At 73.8% G+C, this 19,956-nt stretch carries 17 protein-coding genes; 8 read left to right on the top strand and 9 right to left on the bottom strand.

Annotation, left to right across the window (positions count from 1 at the left end):
• Window positions 1-158: 158 nt before the first annotated feature.
• Entirely contained in the window at window positions 159-2,177 is a 2,019-nt protein-coding gene (locus ND486_RS10415) for a protein meaA (RefSeq protein ID WP_062397343.1), read from the top strand.
• Window position 2,178: 1 nt separating this feature from the next.
• Here the strand turns inward: ND486_RS10415 and ND486_RS10410 are convergent, their stop codons facing one another.
• The 5 genes from ND486_RS10410 to ND486_RS10390 are packed head-to-tail and all read right to left on the bottom strand — an operon-like array spanning window position 2,179 to window position 7,731.
• Window positions 2,179-4,086 carry a serine/threonine-protein kinase gene (locus ND486_RS10410; RefSeq protein ID WP_251784120.1) on the bottom strand — a complete coding sequence of 636 codons (1,908 nt, stop codon included), beginning with the start codon at window positions 4,084-4,086 and terminating at the stop codon, window positions 2,179-2,181.
• Window positions 4,083-4,820, bottom strand: a complete 738-nt coding sequence (locus ND486_RS29010; RefSeq protein WP_285898499.1) for an FHA domain-containing protein — start codon at window positions 4,818-4,820, stop codon at window positions 4,083-4,085. Before ND486_RS29010 ends, ND486_RS10410 begins: the two co-directional genes overlap by 4 nt.
• A gap of 19 nt (window positions 4,821-4,839) precedes the next feature.
• A complete protein-coding gene (locus tag ND486_RS10400; protein ID WP_251784118.1) occupies window positions 4,840-5,994 on the bottom strand; it encodes a hypothetical protein in 1,155 nt (384 codons plus the stop codon).
• 34 nt (window positions 5,995-6,028) lie between these two features.
• The gene (locus ND486_RS10395; RefSeq protein ID WP_062397335.1) at window positions 6,029-6,934 is read right to left on the bottom strand and encodes a transporter substrate-binding domain-containing protein; all 906 of its coding nucleotides are present in this window, start codon (window positions 6,932-6,934) and stop codon (window positions 6,029-6,031) included.
• A gap of 23 nt (window positions 6,935-6,957) precedes the next feature.
• Window positions 6,958-7,731 carry an enoyl-CoA hydratase-related protein gene (locus tag ND486_RS10390; RefSeq protein WP_251784115.1) on the bottom strand — a complete coding sequence of 258 codons (774 nt, stop codon included), beginning with the start codon at window positions 7,729-7,731 and terminating at the stop codon, window positions 6,958-6,960.
• Between the two features lie 102 nt (window positions 7,732-7,833).
• Here ND486_RS10390 and ND486_RS10385 point away from each other — a divergent pair, with 102 nt between their 5' ends.
• Both ND486_RS10385 and ND486_RS10380 read left to right on the top strand, forming a co-directional pair.
• Window positions 7,834-8,553 (top strand): TetR/AcrR family transcriptional regulator, encoded by a 720-nt coding sequence (locus ND486_RS10385; protein ID WP_251784113.1) that lies wholly within the window; start codon window positions 7,834-7,836, stop codon window positions 8,551-8,553.
• A gap of 29 nt (window positions 8,554-8,582) precedes the next feature.
• Window positions 8,583-9,821, top strand: coding sequence for a cytochrome P450 (locus ND486_RS10380; RefSeq protein ID WP_251784111.1), 1,239 nt, complete (start codon window positions 8,583-8,585; stop codon window positions 9,819-9,821).
• A gap of 58 nt (window positions 9,822-9,879) precedes the next feature.
• Here the strand turns inward: ND486_RS10380 and ND486_RS10375 are convergent, their stop codons facing one another.
• Window positions 9,880-10,374: an NUDIX hydrolase gene (locus ND486_RS10375; RefSeq protein ID WP_285898572.1), complete on the bottom strand. Its 495-nt coding sequence runs from the start codon at window positions 10,372-10,374 to the stop codon at window positions 9,880-9,882.
• 87 nt (window positions 10,375-10,461) lie between these two features.
• On the opposite strand from ND486_RS10375, the gene nucS reads away from it, so the two are divergent.
• The 4 genes from nucS to ND486_RS10355 all read left to right on the top strand — a co-directional run bounded on the left by nucS (window position 10,462) and on the right by ND486_RS10355 (window position 14,991).
• Window positions 10,462-11,121 (top strand): endonuclease NucS, encoded by a 660-nt coding sequence (gene nucS, locus ND486_RS10370; RefSeq protein ID WP_251784096.1) that lies wholly within the window; start codon window positions 10,462-10,464, stop codon window positions 11,119-11,121.
• Between the two features lie 62 nt (window positions 11,122-11,183).
• Window positions 11,184-12,716, top strand: coding sequence for an aldehyde dehydrogenase family protein (locus ND486_RS10365; RefSeq protein ID WP_374231396.1), 1,533 nt, complete (start codon window positions 11,184-11,186; stop codon window positions 12,714-12,716).
• A 140-nt stretch (window positions 12,717-12,856) separates the two neighbouring features.
• On the top strand, window positions 12,857-14,641 hold the full coding sequence (locus ND486_RS10360; RefSeq protein ID WP_251784094.1) for a 3-hydroxybutyryl-CoA dehydrogenase: 1,785 nt from the start codon (window positions 12,857-12,859) through the stop codon (window positions 14,639-14,641).
• Window positions 14,642-14,754: 113 nt separating this feature from the next.
• Window positions 14,755-14,991: a hypothetical protein gene (locus ND486_RS10355; RefSeq protein WP_083474308.1), complete on the top strand. Its 237-nt coding sequence runs from the start codon at window positions 14,755-14,757 to the stop codon at window positions 14,989-14,991.
• 112 nt (window positions 14,992-15,103) lie between these two features.
• Here the strand turns inward: ND486_RS10355 and ND486_RS10350 are convergent, their stop codons facing one another.
• The 3 genes from ND486_RS10350 to mce form a co-directional block, all read right to left on the bottom strand.
• A complete protein-coding gene (locus ND486_RS10350) occupies window positions 15,104-16,450 on the bottom strand; it encodes a hypothetical protein (protein WP_251784092.1) in 1,347 nt (448 codons plus the stop codon).
• A gap of 130 nt (window positions 16,451-16,580) precedes the next feature.
• Window positions 16,581-17,912 carry a crotonyl-CoA carboxylase/reductase gene (gene ccrA / locus ND486_RS10345; RefSeq protein WP_062397321.1) on the bottom strand — a complete coding sequence of 444 codons (1,332 nt, stop codon included), beginning with the start codon at window positions 17,910-17,912 and terminating at the stop codon, window positions 16,581-16,583.
• Window positions 17,913-18,101: 189 nt separating this feature from the next.
• Window positions 18,102-18,560 (bottom strand): methylmalonyl-CoA epimerase, encoded by a 459-nt coding sequence (gene mce, locus ND486_RS10340; RefSeq protein ID WP_062397320.1) that lies wholly within the window; start codon window positions 18,558-18,560, stop codon window positions 18,102-18,104.
• A gap of 138 nt (window positions 18,561-18,698) precedes the next feature.
• Here mce and ND486_RS10335 point away from each other — a divergent pair, with 138 nt between their 5' ends.
• Window positions 18,699-19,886, top strand: a complete 1,188-nt coding sequence (locus tag ND486_RS10335) for an acetyl-CoA C-acetyltransferase (RefSeq protein WP_251784090.1) — start codon at window positions 18,699-18,701, stop codon at window positions 19,884-19,886.
• Window positions 19,887-19,956 lie beyond the last annotated feature (70 nt).

Below are 19,956 nucleotides of genomic sequence, written 5' to 3'. Positions count from 1 at the left end.
GATCCAGCGCTCGGTTTCCCGCGCGCGTCGCGTACTTTGCCGAACACGCCGACTGTGACGAGGGACGACTCCGTGCCCGTCGCCGGCTACTGACGAGTAGTCTCAGTCCGCATCACAGGCAGTGCCGACTGTGCTCCCGCGACGACACGGAGGTTCCGGTGCCGTACCCCACCGATCGTGAGCGCGACCGTCCGTGGGTGATCCGCACCTACGCCGGTCACTCCTCGGCGGAGAAGACCAACGAGCTCTACCGCCGCAACCTGGCCAAGGGGCAGACGGGTCTGTCCGTGGCCTTCGACCTCCCGACCCAGACCGGCTACGACCCGGACGATGAGCTCGCCAAGGGCGAGGTCGGCAAGGTCGGCGTGCCGGTCAGCCACATCGGTGACATGCGCACGCTCTTCGAGGGGATCCCGGTCGCCGAGGCCAACACCTCGATGACGATCAACGCCCCGGCGATGTGGCTGCTCGCGCTGTACGTGGCCGTCGCCGAGGAGCAGGCGGAGCAGTCCGGTCTGGACTACGCCGAGGTCCGCGCGAAGCTGGCCGGGACGACCCAGAACGACATCGTCAAGGAGTACCTGTCGCGGGGCACCTACGTGTTCCCGCCCGGGCCCAGCCTGCGGCTGATCACCGACATGGTCGCCTGGTCGGTCGGCGAGATCCCCAAGTGGAACCCGATCAACATCTGCAGCTACCACCTGCAGGAGGCCGGGGCCACGCCGACGCAGGAACTGGCCTACGCGCTGTCCACGGCGATCGCCGTCCTCGACTCGGTGCGCGACTCCGGGCAGGTGCCGCCGGAGAAGTTCGGCGACGTCGTCGGGCGCATCTCGTTCTTCGTCAACGCCGGCATCCGGTTCGTCGAGGAGATGTGCAAGCTCCGCGCGCTGGGCCGGCTCTGGGACGAGATCACCCTCGAGCGCTACGGCGTGCAGAACCCCAAGCAGCGACGCCTGCGCTACGGCGTGCAGGTCAACTCGCTGGGGCTGACCGAGGCGCAGCCGGAGAACAACGTCCAGCGCATCGTGCTGGAGATGCTCGCCGTCACCCTGTCCAAGGACGCCCGGGCCCGTGCGGTCCAGCTGCCCGCCTGGAACGAGGCGCTCGGCCTGCCGCGGCCCTGGGACCAGCAGTGGGCGCTGCGGATGCAGCAGGTGCTGGCCTACGAGACCGACCTGCTGGAGTACGAGGACATCTTCGACGGCTCCCGCGTCGTCGAGGCCAAGGTGTCCGAGCTCGTCGAGGGCGCCCGCGCCGAGATCGACCGGGTGCAGGAGATGGGCGGCGCGGTCGCGGCCGTCGAGTCCGGCTACATGAAGGGCGAGCTGGTCAACTCCCTCGCCGCCCGCCGTCGACGGCTGGAGTCCGGCGACGAGGTCGTGGTCGGGGTCAACAAGTTCGACACGACCGAGCCGAGCCCGCTGCAGGCCGAGGGCGCCGACGCGATCTTCACCGTCGACCCGGCGACCGAGCGGTCCGCGGTCGAGGCGATCCGCGAGTGGCGCGCCGCGCGGGACCAGGACGCCGTCGACGAGGCGCTGCGGGCGCTGCGCGACGCGGCCAAGACCGAGCAGAACCTCATGCAGGTCTCGATCGACTGCGCGAAGGCGGGCGTGACCACCGGCGAGTGGTCCGGTGCGCTGCGCGAGGTGTTCGGGGAGTTCCGGGCCCCGACCGGAGTGGCGGGGGCGAGCATGTCCGGCGAGGGCGCCACCGAGATCTCCGAGGTCCGCGAGCGGGTCCGCGCCACCGGCGACGAGCTGGGGCAGCGGCTGCGGATGCTGGTCGGCAAGCCCGGTCTCGACGGCCACTCCAACGGCGCCGAGCAGGTCGCCGTGCGCGCCCGCGACGTCGGGTTCGAGGTGGTCTACCAGGGGATCCGGCTGACGCCGTCGCAGATCGTGGCGGCGGCGGTCCAGGAGGGCGTGCACGCGGTCGGGCTGTCGGTGCTGTCCGGGTCGCACCTGGAGGTCGTGCCCGCGGTCGTGCGGGGGCTGCGCGAGGCCGGGGCCGGGGAGGTGCCGGTCGTCGTCGGCGGGATCATCCCGCCCGAGGACGAGAAGCGGCTGCGCGAGGGCGGGGTCGCGGCGGTCTTCACGCCGAAGAACTTCCGGCTGACCGGGATGATGGACGAGATCGTCACCCTGATCCGGCGGTCCCAGGGTCTGGACTGAGTCAGCCCAGCCGCGTGCGCGCGGTACCGGCGAGGCGGGCGGCCAGGTCGCACAGCTCGCCGGTACCGAGGCCGCCCTCGGCGGTCTTGACCCGCAGCACCTCCGACATGGGCCGCCCGTTGGTGCCGACGAAGTCCCGGACGGGCACCTCGGCGTTGCAGGCGGTGTCGCCGTCGGCGCGTGTCCAGGTGTCGGTGCCCGGGCCCCGGCGGGCGTCGGTGCCCCGCGGGTCGTCGTAGCGGTCGAAGGACAGGGTGATCTGCAGGGCGTCGACGGCGTCGCCCGCGTCCCAGTCGCACCGCCAGCCCGCCACGTCGCGGAAGAACTCCGAGCGGTTCGGCCCGGGCAGCACGGTCAGGTCCTCGGGACGCAGCAGGGTGCACGCGTCCGCGGCCCACAGTGCGCTCGACGTGGGCGGGGTGCGGCGGGGCACACCGCGGGCCAGGGTGGCCGCCGCCGACGCCGCGGCCGCCTCGGCGGGGGCGCACGGGTCCGGGGCCGCCTGTGCCGCGGCCGACGGGGCGAACCCGCTCTGCACCTGCACCACGGTGCCGTCGGCCAGCCACAGGTAGCGCTCGCAGTCGGTGCCCTCGGCGGGGCGCCGGATCACGGTGAGCTCGCCGCGGCGTTCCCGTGCGCCGTCGGGCGGGTCGTCGGTGCGCTGCTGGTAGCGGACCGACACCCCCACGGTGTCGGTGCCCTCGCGGAAGGCGTCGACGTCGCAGGAGGCGAAGCCGCCGTAGTCGGGGACGGTCTGCGGCGCACCCCACGGCGCCAGCACGGCCGGGTCCACCAGGCAGGGATCGGCGGTGCGCTGGTCGCCGACGGCCAGGGCCGGTACGGCCTCCGGGAACCCGCCGGGTGCGGCGGTGGTGTCCGGCCGGTCGCCGGGGAGCACCAGGGTCGTGCCGACGACCGCGGCCGCGGCGAGCACCACGGCCGCGCCGACCAGCAGGGCCCCGCGTCGTCGCGGCCGCGGGTCCGCGACGCCGTGATCGGGCCCGGCGGTGACGTCGTCGGGACGGGTCGGGGACCCGTCGCCCGGCGCGGGTGCGGCCGGTACCGGCTCGGGCCGGTCGGCGAGCGCCCACAGCGCCCGTGCCGCCTCGGCCGCGGTCGGCCGGGCCGCGGGGTCGGTGGCCGTCATCGCGGTCAGCAGCTCCGGTACCGGACCCCGGCCCGACGGGGCCGGTACCGGCTCCTCGGCGATCCGCCGGATGAGCGCGAGCGGGCTGTCCTCGGCCCAGCCGTAGGGTGGCTCGCCCTCGGTCAGCACCCGGAGCGTGGCCCCGAGGGAGTAGACGTCGGCGGGCGGGGCGGGGTCCGCGCCGCGGGCGGTCTCGGGTGCGAAGTACGCGGGGGTGCCCAGGGCGCCGACCGTGTGCGCGTGCCGGGTGGGGATGAGCGCGATCCCGAAGTCGGTGAGCTTCACCGGGCCGTCGGCGGAGACCAGGACGTTCGCGGGCTTGACGTCGCGGTGCACGATCCCGTTCTCGTGCAGTGCCGCGAGTGCCTCGGCCACCTGCGCCCCGATGCGGGCGGCGACGCCGGACGGCAGCGGTCCGGATCGGAGGAGCAGCGCCGCGAGGCTCTCCGCGGGCACGTACTCCATGACCAGCAGCGGGCCGCCGTCGAGCTCCAGGACGTCGAAGACGGTGACGATCCGGCCGTGGTGCAGCTGCGCGGCGACCGCGGCCTCCCGGCGCAGCCGCCGGGTCGCCGCCGGACCGGCCCCGTCGGACCCGCCCGGGTGGCCGTCGTCGGGGAGCAGGACCTGCTTGAGCGCGACGTCGCGCTGCAGCACGGTGTCCCGGGCCCGGTGCACGAGGCCCATCCCGCCGGCGCCGAGCCGCTCGCCGACGGTGTAGCGCCCGGCGACGACGGCGCCCGGGACCAGGACCGTGCTCACGGTGTCTCCCGGTCCAGTGCGTCGAGGTCGGCCGCGGTGATCGAGCGGCTGCGGACGAGCTCGGCGACGAGGTTCTCGTTCAGCGCGTTGCCGACCGGCGGCTCCACCTCCTCGGCGAGCAGCCCGGCGACACCCGCGGCGGAGAGCCGCTCGCGGACCGCACGCACGGTGTGCTCGGCCCGTCGGTGGGTCCAGCCCGCCTCCGGGTCCAGCGCCTGCATGCCCTCCCCGACCTGCCGCCAGCTCTGGGGCGTGGGGCGGGAGTCGCCCTGCAGGTAGCGCCGGGCCAGCAGTACGACGACCCGGCGCTCGTCGGGGTCCAGCGGCCAGACCGGGGGCTCGTAGGTGTGCGCGTCGGGTGGGAGGGCGCCGGTGCCACCCGGTTCCGGGCCGCTCACCCGGACCTCCAGGGCGTGCTCGCGCCCGGGGGAGCCGAGCACGGTCAGCAGCGTGTAGCCGGCCGCCAGCGGCACGGGGGGATCGCCCGGGCGCAGCTCCGTGCCCGAGGGCAGCCGGATCGCGGTCCGGCCGCCGTTGTGCACCCACCACCGGCCGTCGTCGAAGCGCAGGAGGCCGTGCTCACGGCTGATCCGCAGGTCGTCGACGCCGAGCGCCAGGTGCACCAGCGGCCGGTTGCGGCCGAAGACGACCTCACGGCCCTGGCGCGGACCGAACGTCGCGCTGCTCTCGAGGGTCCGTGCGTACAACGTCTGCTCGCCGCAGGTCCGGTCCACGCCCCGTCCTCCCGGTGGGTCAGCTCTCGTCCTTCTCACTGCCCCGGCGGCTCAGCAGCTTGAAGCCGGGGATCCCGATGATCGCCTGCCGGACCTCCTTGAGCACGTCCAGGAGCTCGTGCACGTCCGGTCCGACACGGTCGAGCGTCGTGAGGATCGGCATGATGTCCTCCTCCATGTGCTCGGTGAACTTCGGCAGCTGGTCCACCAGCCGGATCGCGGCGCGCACCTCCTCCTCGGAGAGCTCGTCGACGAAGCGCTGGGCCAGCGGGGCCGCCCGGCGGGCCAGCGGGCCGTAGAGGTCCAGCAGCTCACCGGCCTGCTCGCTGGCGCCCGCGGCCTGCCCGACGACTTCGCCCGCCCGGTCGGACACCGCCTTCGCCGCGGTGACGACACCGGTCGCGTCGGTGGTGACGGTCTCGACCTGCCCGATGAGGCCGCCGGCGCGCTCGCTGATCTCGCCGACGGTCCGGATGAGCCCGCCCGCCTCGCCGGTGACGGTGTCGACCCGCGCGAGCAGCCCGCTCGCGTTCCCGGTGACCACCGACACCTGCTCGACGATGCCCTCGGCGTTCTGCGAGACCGTGGTGACCCGCCGGACCAGGTCGCCCGCCTCCTCGGAGACGGTGGTGACCCGGCGGACCAGGCCGTCGGCCTGCTCGGACACGGTGGTGACCTTGCGGACCAGGGTGTCGGCCTCGTCGGCGACCCCGCCGACCCGCGCGACCAGCTCCTCGGCGTTCCCGGCGACGCCGGTGACCCGCCCGACCAGCTCCTCCGCGTTCCCGGCGACGCCGGTGACCCGCCCGACCAGCTCCTCCGCGTTCCCCGCGACGCCGGTGACCCGGGCGACGAGCGCCTCGGCCTGCTCCGCGACCGGGCGGACCCGGGCCACGAGCCCGGTCGCCTCCCCGGCGACGGTGTCGACGGTCCCGATCAGCCCCTCGGCCCGGTCGACGACGCCGTCCACCCGGTCGAGCAGCTGCTCGGCGCGGGTCGCGATCGTGCCGATCCGGCCGACCAGCGAGCCGACCTCCTCCAGCAGCTCCCCGGCCCGGGCGGGCAGCCCGGCGACGGTCCCGGCGAGGTCGCCGGTCGCCTCGACCACGGAGGCCGCGCCGGAGAGCAGGTCGGACGGGCCGGGAACGTCGATACCCGCGATGCGCAGCGCCATGGCCCGGATCATTCCAGTCCGGCGGCCGCGCGGCTCAGGAGTCGGGGGTGCGGGCGCAGAGCTCGTCGACGGTGAGGTCGCGTGGCGGCAGGTTCGCCGCGGTGAACCCGAACGGCGCGGCGAGCTCCAGCCAGCGCCCGGAGTCCTGCAGCGCGGTGAGCCCGCGGTCGAACTCGTCGCGGAAGGCACCGTCGGCGGGGCGGAACGCGAACGCCCCTGCCCCGACGACCGGTCGTCCCGCCACCTCGGGGGCGAACGCGGCGGTCACCTCCAGACCGATGCCCGCGTTGCGGCGGACCTCGTCGAGCAGCGAGATGCGGGTGAGCGCCCCCACCTGCGCACCGCCGTTCGCGACCTCGCGCACCAGCGCGCCCTGCGAGTCGACGGTGACGATGTGCTCGGCCCGGATGCCGGCCGCGAGCGCGTACTCCTGCTCGGCGCTGCCGTCGAGCACCGCCAGCGTCGCCCCGGACCGGCGGACCCCGGCCAGTGTCGCGACGCCCAGCGGGTTCCCGGCCGGGACCACCAGGCCGGTACCCGCCACGTAGTCGGGGCGGGAGAACGCGACCTGCTGGCAGCGCAGCGCGGTGATCGTCAGCCCGACCGCGATGACGTCGAAGCGGCCGTCGAGCAGGCCGGGGACGAGCTGGTCGAACCTCGTCTGGACCGCGGCCAGGCCGCTGCCGCCGAGGCCGGTGACCACCGCGCGGGCCACCTCCGGGCTCTCCCCGGTGGCCCGGCCGGAGCCGTCGGTGTAGCCGAACGGGCGCTCCCCGGACAGCCCGACGACGACGTCGCCGCCGGCTCGGAGCCGGGACAGCGGGTCCGACGGCCCCCCGCAGCCGCCCAGCAGCGGCCCGGCCAGCGCCGTCCCGCCGAGGGCGGCGGCCGCCCCCAGCAGGCGCCGCCGGCTCAGCCGGGTGGTGGTGCGGATCTGCATGGTCCCGCGAGCCTAGGTGTCGATCAGTCGGTCCACTCCGGGGCCCGCTTCTCCAGGAACGACGCCATGCCCTCGCGGGCGCCCCCGGACTGCGACATCGACGCCATGACCTCGGCCGCGACACTGTAGGCGTCGGCCTCGGGACGGTCGAGCTGGGCGTAGAGGGTCTGCTTGCCGACGGCCTTGGACAACCTGCTGCCCCGGGTCGCACGGGCGAGCAGCTCGTCCACGCGGGCGTCGAGGTCGCCGTCGGGGACGGCATAGTTGATCAGGCCCCAGTCGGCGGCGGTGGCCGCGTCGACCGGGTCCCCGGTCAGGGCCAGCTCCATCAGCCGCTTGCGGCCGATGTTCCGCGCGACCGGGACGGCCGGGGTGTGGCAGAACCAGCCGCCCTTGCCGCCGGGCAGCGCGAACGTCGCGGACTCCGCGGCGACGGCGAGGTCGCAGGACGCGACGAGCTGGCAGCCCGCGGCCCAGGCCGTCGCGTGGACCCGGGCGATCACGACCTGCGGCACCTCCTGCACGGTGCGCATGACCGTCGTGCACAGCCGCAGCAGGGAGCGGACCCCCGCCAGGTCGCGGGCGGCGACGTCGCCGAAGTCGTGGCCCGAGGAGAAGGCCTTGCCCTCACCGGCGAGCACGATCCCGGTCGCGTCGCTGCGTCCGGCGCTCTCGAAGGCGTCCAGCAGCTCGCGCAGGTGGTCCTCGGTGAGGGAGTTGCGTCGCTGCGGGCGGTTCATCGTGATCCGGACCGTGTCGCCGTCCTGCTTGACCAGCAGGTGCTCGTAGTCGGGCATGGGTCGACGGTAGCCCGGAAAACCCTCGACGCCGAGACCCGTCGGGGCTAGCCTGACCGCATGACCGGATTCGTGGATCCGGTCACGAGGTCGGGAGGTGGCGTGACGGCAGTGGTGCCGGCCGGGGACGGGGCGGACCTGGCGCGGATGGAACGGGTGCTCGACGCGGCGGCCGAGCTGCTGGTCCGCCAGGGCTACCGGCGGGTCACGGTGGAGGACGTCGCGCGCCGCGCCGGCGTCGGGAAGGGCACCGTCTACCTGCACGTCCGCAGCAAGGACGCGCTGTTCCTCACCGTGCTGCTGCGGTCGCAGCGGCGGCTGTTCGCCGAGCTGGCCGACCGGATGCTCGCCGAGCACGTCGTCGCCCTGCCCTGGGGGATGTCGCGCGTGCTCTACGAGCGGCTGCGCGCCGACGAGGTCGCCCGGGTGCTCTACCTCGGCGACACCGAGGTGCTCGGCCGGCTCGCGCACGAGGCCGCGGGGACCCTGGGGGAGCTCGGGCGCCGCCGCGACGCCGTGGTGCGCGAGCACTTCCGGCTGCTGCGCGCGGCCCGCCTGGTCGACGACGACATCGCCGCCGACGAGCAGATCCACGCCTGGGGCGCGGTGACCTGGGGGTACTTCCTCGCCGAGGGCACCGAGAGCGCGTTCGCCCCGGCCGGCCCGGCGCGCACCGCCGCACTGATCGAGCACGGCCTGGCCCGGCAGCTCGCCGGGCCCGCCCCCGCGTCCCGCGCCGCGGACCTCGCGGGGGAGGTCGCCGCCCTGTACCGGCCACTGGTCGCCCACATCGACGACGAGTGGAGACGTCGCGTCCGCTGACCCGGGCGCGCGAGGAGAGGAGCCCCGAGATGGTCGCACCGAGTGCCGTGGACCTGATGGACCCGGCCGTCACCGCCGACCCGTACACCGCCTACGGGCGGATGCGCGAGCAGGCGCCCACCACCACCGTGACGATGCTGGGCAGCCCGCCCGCCGTGCTCGTCACCCGCTACGACGACGTCCGCACGGTCCTGACCGACCCGCGGTTCGTGACCGATCCGGCGCTCGCGGGCGGGCCGGACATCCGCGAGAAGATCATGGCGACGATGGGGGTGCCCGACGACGTCGTGGGCTACCTGGCGCGCACCATCCTCACCGTCGACGGCGACGAGCACACCCGGCTGCGCAAGCTCGTGTCGCGCGCGTTCACGGTGAAGCGGGTGGCGGCGCTGCGCCCGCGGGTGGAGGAGATCACCGCCGCCCTGCTCGACGACGTGGCCGCCGCCGGGGCCGGTGGCGCGCCGGTGGACCTGGTGGAGGCGCTGGCCTACCCGCTGCCGATCACCGTGATCTGCGAGCTCGTCGGGGTGCCCGGGCCCGAGCGTCCGCAGTGGCACGAATGGGGCGCGGTGCTGACCACGATGGACCGCGAGCGGACCGGGCCCGCGCTGCGGGCGGCGATCGCCCACGTGCACGCCCTCATCGACGCCCGCCGGGCCGAGCCCGCCGACGACCTGGTCAGCGCTCTGATCTCCGCCCAGGACGACGACGGCGACCGCCTCTCGGACCGCGAGATGGTCACGATGATCTTCGCGATCGTCATGGCCGGGCACGAGACGACGGCGCACCTGGTCACCAACGGCGTGCTGGCGCTGCTGGGCGCCCCGGACCAGCTCGCCGCGCTGCGGGCCGACCCGGCGGGCTGGCCGGGCGCGGTGCACGAGCTGATGCGCGCCCGCGGCCCGGTGCAGTTCACCCAGTTCCGGTACCCGACCGTCGACGTCGAGCTGGGCGGCACCGTCGTGCCCGCCGGTACCCCGGTCATCGCCGGGCTGCTGCCGGCCAACCACGACCCGCGCGCCTACGACCGGCCCGACGAGATCGACCTCGCCCGGGAGACCGGGCGGGGCGAGGGACACCTCGGGTTCGGGCAGGGCGCGCACTACTGCCTGGGTGCCGCGCTGGCCCGGCAGGAGGGCGAGGTGGCCTTCCGGATGCTGTTCGAACGCTTCCCCGGCCTGCGGCTCGCCGTGCCGGCCGCGGAGGTCACCTGGCTGCCCCGCCCCGGGTTCAGCCGGGTGGCGGCGTTGCCGGTGCTCACCGGGTGATCGCCGGGAGTGGAGCGTCGAGGCCGGTGCACTGCGTCCTGCGCTCCACTCCCGCCGATCATGCCCGCGCGTCGTGCAGGATCAGCAGCGTCCAGGCGGCGAGCGACTGGGCGTCGGTCAGCTCGCCGCGGCGGACCATCGCCTCGAACCCGTCCGGGGTGAACCAGGCGGCGCGCATGTCCTGCTCGGAGTGCTCGCGGCGCGGCGGGCCCGCGGTCAGCCCGGTCGCGAGGTAGACGTGACCGCGCTGGCTGGACATGCCCGGCGCGCAGTCCAGCGTGCCGAGCAGGGTCATCCGCGCCGCGGCCAGCCCGGTCTCCTCGACGAGCTCGCGCACCGCCAGCTCGGCCGGGTCCACGTCGGCCCGGTCGGGCGCGGTGCCCGCCGGGAACTCCCAGCGGCGGCCGCCCACCGGGTAGCGGTACTGCTCGACCAGGTGCAGGCGGCCGTCGTCGTCGCGGGGGATCACCAGGGCGTAGGTGGGCTTGTCGACGACGCCGTAGATCCCCCGGGTGCCGTCGGCACGCCGGATGCCGTCCTCCCGGACGGTCATCCAGTCGTTGGCGTACACCCGGCGGCTCGAGGTCTGCTCGATCACCCGCCCAGGATGATCCATCCACCCGGCCTTACAGTGAGCCGGGTGCGTCTCGTCATCGCCCGCTGCCAGGTGGACTACGTCGGACGGCTGACCGCCCACCTGCCCATGGCCCTCCGTCTGCTGCTGGTCAAGCGGGACGGCTCGGTGAGCATCCACGCCGACGACCGCGCCTACAAGCCGCTCAACTGGATGTCGCCACCGTGCTGGCTCACCGAGGAGCCCGGCGTGTGGACGGTGCGGAACAAGGCCGACGAGTCGCTGGTCATCACCATCGACGAGGTGCTGCACGACTCCAGCCACGAGCTCGGTGTGGACCCCGGCCTGGTCAAGGACGGAGTCGAGGCGCACCTGCAGGAGCTGCTCGCCGCGCACCCGGAGACCTTCGGGGAGGGCCACACGCTGGTCCGCCGCGAGTACATGACCGCCGTCGGCCCGGTCGACCTGCTGCTGCGCGACGGGAACGGCGCGCACGTCGCGGTCGAGGTGAAGCGCCGCGGCGAGATCGACGGCGTCGAGCAGCTCACCCGGTACCTGGAGCTGATGAACCGCGACCCGCTGCTCGCGCCGGTGCACGGGGTGTTCGCGGCCCAGCAGATCAAGCCGCAGGCCCGCACGCTGGCCGTCGACCGCGGGATCCGCTGCGTGACCGTCGACTACGACGCGCTGCGCGGGATGGCGCGCGACGACCTGCTCCTGTTCTGAGGCGGCCCCGCCGGGCCAGCGCAGGCCCGGCCGGGCCCTGCCACGGCGTCTAGCCTGACCACGTGAGTGCCACCGCCGCTGACTCCGCCCGCACGACCGCCGCCGTGCCCGCCTCGGGGGACTTCGCGTCCCTCTCCCCGCGCACCGGGGAGGAGCTCGCCCGCTACCCCGTCCACGACGGCGAGCACGTGCGTGCCGCCGTCCGCGACGCCGGCGAGGCCGGGGTGTGGTGGGACGGGCTCGGGTTCGCCGAGCGCCGTCGCCGGCTCGCGGCCTGGAAGAAGGTGCTGGTCGCGCAGCTCGACCGGGTCGCCGGTGTCGTCGCCGCCGAGACCGGCAAGCCGCTCGACGACGCCCGCCTCGAGGTCGTGCTCGCCATCGACCACCTGGACTGGGCCTCGGCCAACGCCGCGAAGGTGCTCGGGAAGCGTTCGGTGTCCCCGGGCCTGCTGATGGCGAACCAGGCGGCGTCGGTGGCGTACCGCCCGCTGGGCGTCGTCGGCGTCATCGGGCCGTGGAACTACCCGATCTTCACGCCGATGGGCTCGATCGCCTACGCGCTGGCCGCCGGCAACACCGTGGTGTTCAAGCCCTCGGAGCTGACCCCGGGAGTCGGGCACGAGATCGCCCGCACGCTCGCCGAGGCCGTTCCCGAGGTGGGCCGCCACCCGCTGCTGACCGTCGTCACCGGGTTCGGGCCGACCGGCGCCGAGCTGTGCCGCGCCCCCGGCGTCGGCAAGATCGCGTTCACCGGGTCCGCCGCGACCGGCCGCCGGGTGATGGCCTCCTGCGCGGAGAACCTGGTTCCGGTGCTCATGGAGTGCGGCGGCAAGGACCCGCTGATCGTCGACGCCGACGCCGACCTCGACGCCGCCGCGGACGCCGCCGTCTGGGGCGGGATGTCCAACGCGGGCCAGACCTGCGTCGGGGTCGAGCGGGTCTACGTCGTCGAGTCCGTCGCGGGCCGGTTCCTGGAGAAGGTGCGGGCCTCGGCGTCGAAGCTGCAGGTCGGCACGGCCACGAACGAGGGTGACCTCGGGCCGATGACGATGCCGTCGCAGACCGAGATCGTGCGCCGGCACGTCACCGACGCCCTGGAGCGCGGCGGCCGCGCGATCGTCGGCGGCGCCGACTCGGTGCCCGCCCAGGGCGGGTCGATCTCGCCGGTCGTCATCGCCGACGTGCCCGAGGACTCCGTCGCGGTCACCGAGGAGACCTTCGGCCCGCTGGTCGTGGTCAACCGGGTGCCCGACGTCGACGAGGCGGTCCGCCGCGCCAACGCCACCGGCTACGGCCTCGGCGCGACCGTGTTCTCCGCGAAGCACGGCGAGCAGATCGCCGAGCGGCTCCGCTGCGGGATGGTCTCGATCAACGGCGTGATCTCCTTCGCCGGGATCCCGTCGCTGCCCTTCGGCGGGGTGGGGGAGTCCGGCTTCGGACGCATCCACGGCGCCGACGGCCTGCGCGAGTTCACCCGCGCCCAGTCGATCGCCCGGCAGCGGTTCGGGATGCCGATCGTCGTCACCAGCTTCCGGCGGACCGCACGGACGATGCAGACGCTCGTCGGGATCGTGAAGGCCCGCCACGGGCGCTGAGGGACCCCCTCACCCGACGACCAGGACCGTTCCCGCACGTCGGGGTGGTCCTGGTCGCATGTTACCCACTGGTAGCACCTCTGGATGACAGGATGCGCGACGACGCGGAAGACAGGGTTGTCGAACCAGGAGGTTGCAGCGTGACACGTGAGTTCCGGACCGTCGGAGTGGTCGGCCTCGGCACGATGGGGGCGGGCATCGTCGAGGTCTTCGCCCGCAACGGTCTCGACGTGGTCGCCGTCGAGGTGGACGAGGCGTCGGGAGAGCGCGGCCGGGCCCACCTGGCGGCCTCGACCGACCGCGCCATCGAGCGCGGCAAGCTCACCCGGGAGCAGGCGGACGAGCTCCTCGGTCGCATCACCGTCACCACCACCCTGGCCGACCTGGCGCCGGCGCAGCTGGTCGTCGAGGCCATCCCGGAGAGCCTGGACGCCAAGACCGCGCTGCTGGCCGAGGTCGACAAGGTCGTCGCCGAGGACACCATCCTCGCCTCGAACACCTCGTCGCTGTCGGTCACCGAGTTGGCCGTGCGCACCACCCGGCCCGGCAAGGTCGTCGGGATGCACTTCTTCAACCCGGCACCGGTGCAGAAGCTGGTCGAGGTCGTGCGGACCGTCGTCACCGAGCCCGACGTCATCTCCGACGTCCAGGCGTTCGCCGACTCCCTCGGCAAGGTCCCGGTCGTCATCGGCGACCGCGCCGGCTTCATCGCCAACGCGCTGCTGTTCGGCTACCTGAACCACGCGGCGAAGATGTACGCCGAGCGCTACGCCAGCCGCGAGGACCTCGACGCCGGCATGCGCTACGGCTGCGGCTACCCGATGGGTCCGCTGGCCCTGCTCGACCTCATCGGCCTGGACACCGCCTACGAGATCCTCGAGACGATGTACGGCGAGTCGCGCAACCTGATGCACGCGCCGAACCCGGTGTTCAAGCAGATGATCACCGCCGGTCTGCTCGGCCGGAAGACCGGGCGCGGCTTCTACACCTACTCCGCCCCGCACAGCTCCACCGTCGTCGCCGACGGCGAGACCCCGGCCTCGGCCGTGCCCGACGACGTGACCCTGCGCGACGTGCAGCGGGTCGGCGTGATCGGCACCGGCACCATGGCCTCGGGCATCGTCGAGGTGTTCGCGAAGGCCGGCTACGACGTCGTCGTCCGCGGGCGCAGCGACTCCAAGGTCGAGGGCTCGGTCGCGCTGGTGCGCAAGTCCCTGGACAAGGCGGTCGCCCGCGGCAAGCTGGACGAGGCGGGCCGCGACGCCGTCCTCGCCCGGATCAGCGGCACCACCGCGCTGGAGGACATGGCCGAGGTCGACCTCGTCGTCGAGGCCGTCGCCGAGGAGCTCGACGTCAAGCGGGCGATGTTCGGCGCGCTCGACGAGATCTGCAAGCCGGGCGCGATCCTGGCGACGACGACGTCCTCGCTGCCCGTCGTCGAGTGCGCCGCGGTCACGAGCCGCCCCGGCGACGTGATCGGCATGCACTTCTTCAACCCCGCACCGGTGATGAAGCTGGTCGAGGTGGTGTCCACGATCGGCACCTCGCGCGATGTGGCCGCCACGATCCTCGACGTGTGCCAGAAGCTGAAGAAGGTCCCGGTCAGCTGCGGTGACCGGGCCGGGTTCATCGTCAACGCGCTGCTGTTCCCGTACCTGAACGACGCGGTCAAGATGCTGGAGGCGCACTACGCGACCGCCGACGACATCGACGCCGCCATGAAGACCGGCTGCGCGCTGCCGATGGGCCCGTTCGAGCTGCTCGACGTCGTCGGGCTCGACGTGTCGCTGGCGATCGAGAAGTCCCTCTACGCCGAGTTCCACCAGGCCGGGTTCGCCCCCGCGCCGCTGCTGGAGCACCTGGTCACCGCGGGCCGGCTCGGGCGCAAGACCGGTCACGGGTTCCGGGACTACACCAAGCGCTGAGGGATCCCGGCGCCCCTGGGACACTGGGGGGCATGGCAGGACGGCGTGCGCGACGGCCCCGCCCCTCGGAACGGGGGCGGGGCCGTCCCGTCGCGCCACCGCTGGGCAGCGGCATGACGACCGACCTGGAGAGCGGCCGCGACGGCGAGCACTACGTCCGCCGGGTGCCGGGCGGCACCACCGTGAAGCACTACCGGTGCCCCGGCTGCGACCAGCTGCTGCCCTCGGGGATGCCGCACGTGGTGACCTGGCCCGCCGAGGACGGCCGCGGGGTCGAGGAGCGGCGGCACTGGCACCTGCCGTGCTGGAACGCGCGCGACCGTCGGCGGGCGGGCTTCCGGCGGCACTGAGCGGCGCGGTGCCGGTTCCCGGCGGTACCGAGCGGCGCGGTGCGGCCCGCGGCGGCCCCGCGCCGCGCGGGGCCGGGTCCCGGCCGTACCGCGCCGCGCGGACGGGTCCCGCTCAGCGGGTGCGTGCGGTCCGCTTGCTGCCGCCGTAGCTGCTGCGGGCCCGCGGCGAGGGCCGGGGGCGGCCGGACCCGGAGCTCCCGCTGCCCGTCGGCCCGGCCGGGGGCTCCGGCTCGCTCCCCGCGGCGGCGGGCCGGCGCTCCGTCGCCGCGACGGCCTCCTCGACCGTGCGGGGCGTGCTCGGGGGGGTGTCGGCCGCGCCCGGCGCCGTGGGGGCCACGGTGGTCGGCGGCTCGGCGATCCCGGCCGCGGGCTGCTCGACGGGGGCCTGCCCCGCGGGCGGCCCGTCGGCGGGCAGGTCGGCCAGGGCCGGGCCCGCATCGAGGTCGTCGACGCCGGACTCGATGAGCGACCGCGCGCCACGCAGCTGCTCGGCGACCCGGGCGCGCAGCCCGATGAGCTGCTCGACGCGGCGCTGGGCGGCGGAGGTGGTCTCCTCGGCCTCCCGGCGGGCGTCGGACCGGATCTTCTCGCCGTCGGTGCGGGCCTGGTCCAGGTCGCGGCGGATCCGCTCGGCGGCCTCGCGCTCACGGCGCGAGATGTCGGCCTCGAGCGCGTCGCGCTCGGCGAACAGCGAGGTCAGCGCCTCGGTACGGCGCTGGTCCATCGCGATCCGGAAGTCGTGCTCGACCTGCTCGCGGTTCTCCCGGGCCTCGGTGTCGGCGCGGGTGATCCGGGCGGTGACGGTGCGCTCGGCCTCGGTGAGCTCGCGCTCGGTGGTGCTGCGCTGCTCGGCGAGGTCGCGCTCGGTCGTCGTGCGCTGCTCGGCCAGTTCGGCCTCGGTGACGCGTCGCCGCTCGGCGAGCTCGGCCTCGGTGCGCTCCCGCAGCGCCGCCAGCTCCCGCTCGACGCGGGACTGCTTCTCCTCGGCGGCGCGCTCCCGCTCGGCGGACCGGTGCGCGGCCTCCGCGGCCGTGGCCTCGGCCTGCGCGACCGTCTGCTCGGCCCGGACACGCGCGTCCTCGACGACGGCGCGGGCGTGCTCCTCGGCCTGGCGGCGCTGCTCGGCGATCTCGCGGTTCGCCGCGGCGTGCATCTCGGCGACCTCGTCCTCGGCGAGACGCAGCATCGACCGGAGCCGCTCGCTCATGCCCTGCACGCTCTGCGGCGGGCCGGCGAGCCGGTTGACCTGCTGCTGCATGGCCTCGGCGCGGGTACGGGCGTCGTCGAGCTCGCGGCTCAGCCGGGTGTTCTGGGCGACCGCCGCGTCACGGTCGGCCGCCAGCATGCGTACCTCGGCGTCGAGCCGGCGCAGGTGGCTGTCGACCTGCGCCTGGTCGTAGCCGCGGCGCGCGATCGAGAAACCGGTCCGGGGTACGGGCACATCGTGGTCACCGGCCATGTCGTTCACCGTACCGTCGCCGACGTTCCACAGCCGTGAGTTCGCACCGAGGGTCACGGGGTTCACCCCGCTATGGACAGAGGCCCCGTCCGTGTGACACGGACGGGGCCTCCGGACGACCGATCGGGGGTCAGACGCCCCGGAACCGGTTGATGCCGGACAGGTGCTTCTCGCGCTTCTCCGGGTTCGTGACACCGAGTCCCTCCTCGGGAGCCAGCGCGAGCACGCCGACCTTGCCCTGGTGGAGGTTCTGCTTGACGTCGTTGGCGGCCTGGCCGGTCTCGGTCAGCGGGTACACCCGCGACAGCGTCGGGTGGATCATGCCCTTGGCGACGAGCCGGTTGGCCTCGTAGGCCTCGCGGTAGTTCGCGAAGTGCGAGCCGACGATCCGCTTGAGGTTCATCCACAGGTAGCGGTTGTCGAACTCGTGCATGTAGCCCGAGGTCGAGGCGCAGGTGACGATCTGGCCGCCCTTGCGGGTGACGTAGACCGAGGCGCCGAAGGTCTCGCGGCCCGGGTGCTCGAAGACGATGTCGGGGTCCTCGCCGCCGGTGAGCTCGCGGATCTTCGCGCCGAGCCGCTTCCACTCCTTCGGGTCCTGGGTGGTCTCGTCCTTCCAGAACTTGTAGCCCTCGGCATTGCGGTCGATGACCAGCTCCGCGCCCATGTCGCGGCAGATCTGGGCCTTCTCCTCCGAGGAGACGACGCAGATCGGGGTGGCGCCGCCGTTGAGGGCGAACTGGGTGGCGTAGGAGCCGAGGCCGCCGGAGGCGCCCCAGATCAGCACGACGTCGCCCTGCTTCATGTCGGCGCCGTTCTTCGACACCAGCTGGCGGTAGGCGGTGGAGTTGACCAGGCCCGGGGACGCGGCCTCCTCCCAGGTAAGGTGGTCCGGCTTCGGCATCAGCTGGTTGGACTTGACCAGGGCCAGCTCGGCGAGGCCGCCGAAGTTGGTCTCGAAGCCCCAGATGCGCTGCTCCGGGTCCATCATCGTGTCGGAGTGCCCGTCCGGGCTCTCCAGCTCGACCGAGAGGCAGTGCGCGACGACCTGGTCGCCCGGCTTCCAGCTGTTCACGCCCGGCCCGGTCCGCACGACGACGCCGGCGAGGTCGGAGCCGACCACGTGGTAGGGCAGGTCGTGCCGCTTGGCCAGCGGCGAGAGCTTGCCGTAGCGCTTGAGGAAGCTGAACGTCGAGACCGGCTCGAAGATCGAGGTCCAGACGGTGTTGTAGTTGATCGCACTGGCCATGACGGCCACGAGCGCCTCACCGGGGCCGAGCTCGGGGACCGGGACGTCCTCGACGCGCAGGCTCTTGCGCGGGTCCTTCTCCTTGGTGGTCAGACCCTCGAACATGTCCGCGTCCTCGGCGCGGACGGTGACGCCCTGGTAGTGCTCGGGCACCTCCAGGCCTCCGACGTCGGTGAACCGTCCGGCGAGGATGGCGTCGCGGATGTCCTTCACTGCTGGCCTCCGATGGCGACGTTGTCAGGGGAGTCGGGTGGGCTCACCCGATGATGCTTGGGATACCGCAAGTTACTGCGTAGTATCTTAACCGTAGGTCGCCGGTGAGGGTGATACCCGAAGTGCGCTTCGTGATGCACCCCACCGGACGTCCGTACTGTCCTTCGGGACGGGGTCGTGCGTCGTCCGTCAGTGCGCGTCCGCGGCCGGCTCGACGAGCTCGACCAGCACCCCGCCGGCGTCCTTCGGGTGCACGAAGTTGACCTTCGAGTTCGACGTGCCGCGGCGCGGGGCGTCGTAGAGCAGGCGCAGGCCCTTCGCCCGCAGCGCGTCCGCCGCGGCGGCGACGTCGGTGACCCGGTAGGCGACCTGCTGCAGCCCCGGGCCGTTGCGGCCGATGAACTTCGCGATCGTCGAGTCCTCGTTCAGCGGGGCGAGCAGCTGCACCTTCGTGGCGCCGGCCGCCTCGCCGGGCGCCCCGAGCATGGCCTCGCGCACGCCCTGCTCGGTGTTGGTCTCGGTGTGCACCGCGACCAGGCCCAGGTTCTCCGCGTACCAGCGGATGGCCTCGTCCAGGTCGGGCACCGCGATGCCCACGTGGTCCACGGCCACGACCAGCGGCGACAGGGCGTCCTCGGTTGTCGTCATGGGGGCAGAAGCTACCGGTTCTACTCGTCGGTAGGTGCCTGTGCCACTGGTCACCCCCACCGTTCGGTGCGTCCGGACGGGTCGTGGCCGTGGGTATGGTGGCGGCCCACCTGACAACGAAGCCTGATGGAGGACCCCGTGTCCGGAACCGTGATCGTCGCCGGCGCCCGCACCCCGATGGGCCGTCTGCTCGGCTCCCTGAAGGGCTTCTCCGGGGCCCAGCTGGGCGGCGTGGCCATCAAGGCCGCGCTCGAGCGCGCCGGTGTGGCCCCCGACCAGGTCCAGTACACGATCATGGGGCAGGTCCTCACCGCCGGCGCGGGACAGATCCCGGCGCGTCAGGCCGCCGTCGAGGCCGGCATCCCGATGGACGTCCCGGCGCTGACCATCAACAAGGTCTGCCTGTCCGGTGTCGACGCCATCGCGCTGGCCGACCAGCTCATCCGCGCCGGCGAGTTCGACATCGTCGTCGCCGGTGGCCAGGAGTCGATGACCCAGGCCCCGCACCTGCTCGCCAAGTCCCGCGAGGGCACCAAGTTCGGTGACGCCACCCTCACCGACCACATGGCCTACGACGGTCTGTTCTGCGCGTTCGACCAGGTCGCGATGGGCGCCTCCACCGAGAAGTACAACGAGCGCTACGGCCTGACCCGCGAGGAGCAGGACGCCTTCTCCGCCCGCTCGCACCAGCGCGCCGCCCGCGCCGCGCAGGACGGCACGTTCGACCAGGAGATCGCCCCGGTCGAGATCCCGCAGCGCAAGGGCGACCCGGTCGTCTTCTCGACCGACGAGGGCGTGCGCGGCGACACCACCGCCGAGGGCCTCGGCAAGCTCCGGCCCGCCTTCGCCGCCGACGGCACGATCACCGCGGGGTCGGCCTCGCAGATCTCCGACGGCGCGGCCGCCGTGGTCGTGATGAGCAAGGCCAAGGCCGAGGAGCTGGGCCTGGACTGGATCGCCGAGATCGGCGCGCACGGCGTCGTCGCCGGTCCGGACGCCTCGCTGCACGAGCAGCCGGCCAACGCCATCGCCAAGGCGTGCGAGAAGGAGGGCATCCAGCCCGCCGACCTCGACCTCATCGAGATCAACGAGGCGTTCGCCGCGGTCGGCATCGTCTCCGCCCGCAAGCTCGGCATCGACGAGGAGAAGGTGAACGTCGACGGCGGCGCCATCGCCCTCGGCCACCCGATCGGCATGTCCGGCGCGCGGATCGCGCTGCACCTGGCGCTCGCGCTCAAGGCGCGCGGTGGCGGCGTCGGCGCGGCCGCGCTGTGCGGCGGCGGTGGCCAGGGCGACGCGCTGATCGTGCGCGTCCCGAAGGCCTGATCTCCGTGTAGTCCACGTCGGCCCCCGCCTCGGCGGGGGCCGACGTGCATCCGCCCCCCGACAAGGAGGC

The organism is Pseudonocardia sp. DR1-2, from assembly GCF_023717215.1.
GTDB lineage: Bacteria > Actinomycetota > Actinomycetes > Mycobacteriales > Pseudonocardiaceae > Pseudonocardia > Pseudonocardia alni.
The sequence above is the reverse complement of the archived record's forward strand: the minus strand, read 5'-3'. Positions and strand labels throughout refer to the sequence as shown.

What these genes read in the sequence shown, in the direction of transcription:
- ND486_RS10400 (WP_251784118.1), bottom strand. Translation starts at nt 5,994, where the DNA reads ATGGCGCTGCGCATCGCGGGTATCGACGTTCCCGGCCCGTCCGACCTG.
- ND486_RS10395 (WP_062397335.1), bottom strand. Translation starts at nt 6,934, where the DNA reads ATGCAGATCCGCACCACCACCCGGCTGAGCCGGCGGCGCCTGCTGGGG.
- ND486_RS10390 (WP_251784115.1), bottom strand. Translation starts at nt 7,731, where the DNA reads ATGCCCGACTACGAGCACCTGCTGGTCAAGCAGGACGGCGACACGGTC.
- ND486_RS10380 (WP_251784111.1), top strand. Translation starts at nt 8,583, where the DNA reads ATGGTCGCACCGAGTGCCGTGGACCTGATGGACCCGGCCGTCACCGCC.
- ND486_RS10375 (WP_285898572.1), bottom strand. Translation starts at nt 10,374, where the DNA reads ATGACCGTCCGGGAGGACGGCATCCGGCGTGCCGACGGCACCCGGGGG.
- ND486_RS10355 (WP_083474308.1), top strand. Translation starts at nt 14,755, where the DNA reads ATGACGACCGACCTGGAGAGCGGCCGCGACGGCGAGCACTACGTCCGC.
- ND486_RS10350 (WP_251784092.1), bottom strand. Translation starts at nt 16,450, where the DNA reads ATGGCCGGTGACCACGATGTGCCCGTACCCCGGACCGGTTTCTCGATC.
- mce (WP_062397320.1), bottom strand. Translation starts at nt 18,560, where the DNA reads ATGACGACAACCGAGGACGCCCTGTCGCCGCTGGTCGTGGCCGTGGAC.